Below are 3,837 nucleotides of genomic sequence, written 5' to 3'. Positions count from 1 at the left end.
TCCGCCGCCTCTGCTCCGGCCGCCACCCCGGCGCCGGCGTCCACAGCGCCCTCCGACACGCTGCCGCCGACCGGCCCCGGCGATCCCCAGCTGGCGCAGCCGCTGACGCCGCTCGCCAGCTTCGACACCGCGCCGCTGGAGACGGCGGCCGACGTCCGCGACAAGAACGCGCCCAGGATCCGCTACGACACGCGCATCGAGGGGCTGGACAAGGTGAACCTCAAGTCGTCGTGGCAGGCGCTGTCGGCGTTGCGGGGCGGCCACGGCAAGGCGGACAACGCGACGCAGGTCACGGCCCGCGCGAGGGAGGACGAGGCGCTGGCGGTGCGGCTGATGAAGTCGCTCGGCTATTACGACGGCACCGCGACGTCCGTCGTCGCTCAGGTGCCGGCGGGCGAGCGGTCGACGCTGGCCGTCACGGTAACCGCGGTGCCCGGAACGCTCTACAGGCTCGGCAAGGTCACGGTGAACACCGGGCCGACGACGCCGCCCGACCTCGTCCGCCGCGAGCTGCCGCTGGCGACGGGCGACCCGATCGACGCGCTGCGCGTGCAGGGGTCGGAGGCGAACGTCAGCCTGACGCTGCCGCAGCAGGGCTATCCGTTCGTCAAGGTGGGCGACCGCGACATCCTGCTCGACGAGCGGGCGTTCACGGGCGACTATACGCTGCCCGTCGACACCGGCCCGCGATCGTCGTTCGGCCGGATCGCCACGACCGGCGACGACGTGTTCGGCCTGCCGCACCTCGACGTCTTCCCGCGCTTCAGGGAGGGTCAGCTGTACGACAGCCGGCTGCGCGACGACCTTCGCGACGCGCTGGTGGCGACCGGGCTGTTCTCGTCGATCTCGGTGGAGCCGCAGCGGACCGGCGTGATCGAGCCCGACGGCACGGAGAGGATCGACCTGCTGGTCCGCCAGGCGATCGGGCCGGAGCACGCGCTGGCGGGGCAGGCGGGATACGCCACCGGCCAGGGGTTCAGCCTAACGGGCAGCTACACCGACCGCAACCGCTTCCCCGAGGAGGGCGCGCTGATCCTGACCGGGATCGCGGGCTCGCAGGAGCAGGGCGCGTCCGCCAACTTCCGCCGCTCGAACGCGGGCCGGCGCGACCGGACGTTCAGCGCCCTCGTCTCGGTCGACCACACGAACTACGACGCCTTCAACGCGTTCACCGCGACCGTGTCGGCCCGGTGGAGCTATGTGTCGACGCCGATCTGGCAGAAGCGCATCACCTATTACTACGGCGGCGAGATCGCGGGCACGAACGAGAGCGTGTACGATTTCGGCCTGGGCGACCGGACGCGCCGCAACTACCTAATCGCCGCGCTGCCGGCACAGGTCCAGTTCGACACGTCGGACAACCTGCTCAACCCGTCCAGGGGCTATCGCATCGCGCTGACCGGCAGCCCGGAGACGTCGGTGCAGGGATCGGTCAGCCCCTATGCCCGGCTCCAGCTCGACGGCAGCTACTACCGGTCGGTGTCGTCCAGCCTCGTGCTCGCCGGGCGGCTGCGCGTCGCCTCGATCCTGGGGATCGCGCGCGACGACCTCGCGCCGTCGCGGCGCTATTACGGCGGCGGCGGCGGCTCGGTGCGCGGCTATGGCTACCAGCGGCTGGGGCCGTTCGATCCGCAGGGCAATCCGGTCGGCGGGCGCAGCCTGGACGAGTTCTCGATCGAGGCGCGCTACCGGTTCGGCAATTTCGGCATCGTGCCGTTCCTGGACGGCGGCAACGCCTATGAGAGCAGCAGGCCCAAGTTCAGCTCGCCGCGGTTCGGCGCGGGCATCGGCGGCCGGTTCTACACCAACTTCGCGCCGTTCCGCATCGACGTCGCGACGCCGCTCAACCCCCGGCCCGGAGACGGCAAGATCGCGCTCTACATCTCGATCGGACAGGCGTTCTGATGGCGAGCGACGCCCTCGACCATCCGCCGGCGCCGGCGCCGGCGGCGCGGCCGCTGTGGCGGCGCATCCTCAAGGGCGCCGGCTGGGCGCTCCTCGCGCTCGTCGTGCTGGTGCTGGTCGTGGCGTTCGGGATCGACACCGCGCCGGGCCGGCGGTTCGTCGCCGACCAGATCGGCAACTACACGACGGCGAGCGGCCTTGGCATCAAGGTGGGGCGGATCGACGGGTCGCTCTATGGCCGGATGGAGCTTCGCGACGTCCGCGTCAGCGATCCCAGGGGCGTGTTCGCGACCTCGCCGCAGCTCCGCGTCGACTGGCGGCCGTTCGCGTTCGTCCGCAACCATGTCGACGTGCGCGACCTGACCGCCGGCCTCGTGACGCTCGCGCGCAACCCGCAGCTCAAGGCGACGCCGCCGAGCCCGCCGGGCACGCCGACGCTGCCCGACCTCGACATCGACGTGAACCACCTGCGCGTCGACCGGCTGGTGCTGGAGGCGCCGGTGGCGGGCGCGCGCCACATCGCGCGGATCGAGGGCCATGCCCATATCGCCGACCGGCGCGCGCAGCTGCTGGTGGACGGCCGCGCGCTGAAGGAGGCGGGCGGGGCGGCCGCGCCCGGCGTCGCGGGCGGGGACAGGCTGCACCTCGTCCTCGACGCGGTGCCCGACGACGACAGGCTGGCCATCGACGTGAAGCTGGACGCGCCGACGGGCGGCGTCATCACCGGGCTCGCGTCGCTGACGAAGCCGCTGACGCTGTCGGTGGACGGGCGCGGATCGTGGAAGGCGTGGAACGGCCGGCTGGCCTCGACGCTGGGCGGCGCCAGCCTCGCGGACCTCCGCCTGACGGCGCGCAGCGGGACGGTCGACCTCCACGGCCTGACCCATCCCGGGCTGTACCTCGCCGGCCCGGCCGCGCGGCTGACCGCGCCCGACCTGTCCGTCGACGTCCACACCGCGCTCGCCGACCGCAGGGCCGACACGCGCTTCTCGCTGCGCTCCGACGCGCTGGCGGTGGCGGGCAACGGCCTGATCGATCTCGCCCGATCGTCCTTCGCCAATTTCAAGGTCGGCGCGGACCTGCTGACGCCGGGCGCGGTCGCGCCCAACCTCGCCGGCCGGGGGCTCCATGCGGAGCTGGCGCTGAACGGCGCGTTCCGGACGCCGACGGTGGACTACAAGATTCTCGCCGACCAGCTGCGGTTCGGCACGACGGGCGTGGACGGCGTCTATGCCGAGGGTCGCGCGACCGTCGATACGGCGCGCATCCTGCTGCCGGTCAACGCGCGCGCGCGGGCGATCACGGGGCTGAACCCGGCCCTGGGCGGGCTCGTCACCAACGTCGCGATCCGGGGCGACGTCGCGATCAACGGCGGCACCCGGCTGCTGTCGGACAACCTCCACTTGCGCTCCGACAGGATCGACGCGACCGCGGTCGTCGCCGCCGACCTGAAGACGGGACGCTACACGGGCGCGCTCAAGGGCCGGATCAACGGCTATGCCGTCGCCGGCCTGGGCGTGGTCAACCTCCAGACGGACGCGCGCCTGGTCCCCGCGCCGGGGCCGAAGGGCGGCTTCGGCATCGTCGGCCACGTCGCCGCGCAGACGGTCAGGATCACCAACGCGGGCGCGAGGACCTTCCTTGGCGGCAACGCGTCGGTCAGCGCCGATTTCGGCTATTCGCCGGACGGGATCGCCACCTTCCGCAACCTGCGCCTCGCCGCGCCGCGGTTCCGCGTGACGCGCGGGGACGGGCGCTACGATCCCAGGGGCGGCGTGCTCGCCTCCGCCGACGCCTTCTCGGCGCAGTACGGCCCGCTGACCGCGCGGGTGACGGGGACGGTCGACAGGCCGGTGGTGGTGCTCCACGCCGCGCGGCCGGGCGTCGGCGTCGGGCTCGTCAACCTCGACGCGCGGGTGGTCGGGCGCGGCG

General features: G+C 73.0%; 1 protein-coding gene and 1 pseudogene. Both read left to right on the top strand.

Going from position 1 to position 3,837, the window contains the following annotated elements; all coding sequences use genetic code 11:
- The coding region (locus HUV01_RS13510) for an autotransporter assembly complex protein TamA (protein ID WP_174298741.1) at positions 1-1,905 on the top strand (1,905 nt) is incomplete at its 5' end.
- A pseudogene (locus tag HUV01_RS13505) lies at positions 1,905-3,837 on the top strand (translocation/assembly module TamB domain-containing protein); the annotation flags it as partial. The gene HUV01_RS13510 and the pseudogene HUV01_RS13505, both read left to right, overlap by 1 nt.

This window comes from Sphingomonas bacterium (assembly GCF_903643035.1).
GTDB lineage: Bacteria > Pseudomonadota > Alphaproteobacteria > Sphingomonadales > Sphingomonadaceae > Sphingomonas.
The sequence above is the reverse complement of the archived record's forward strand: the minus strand, read 5'-3'. Positions and strand labels throughout refer to the sequence as shown.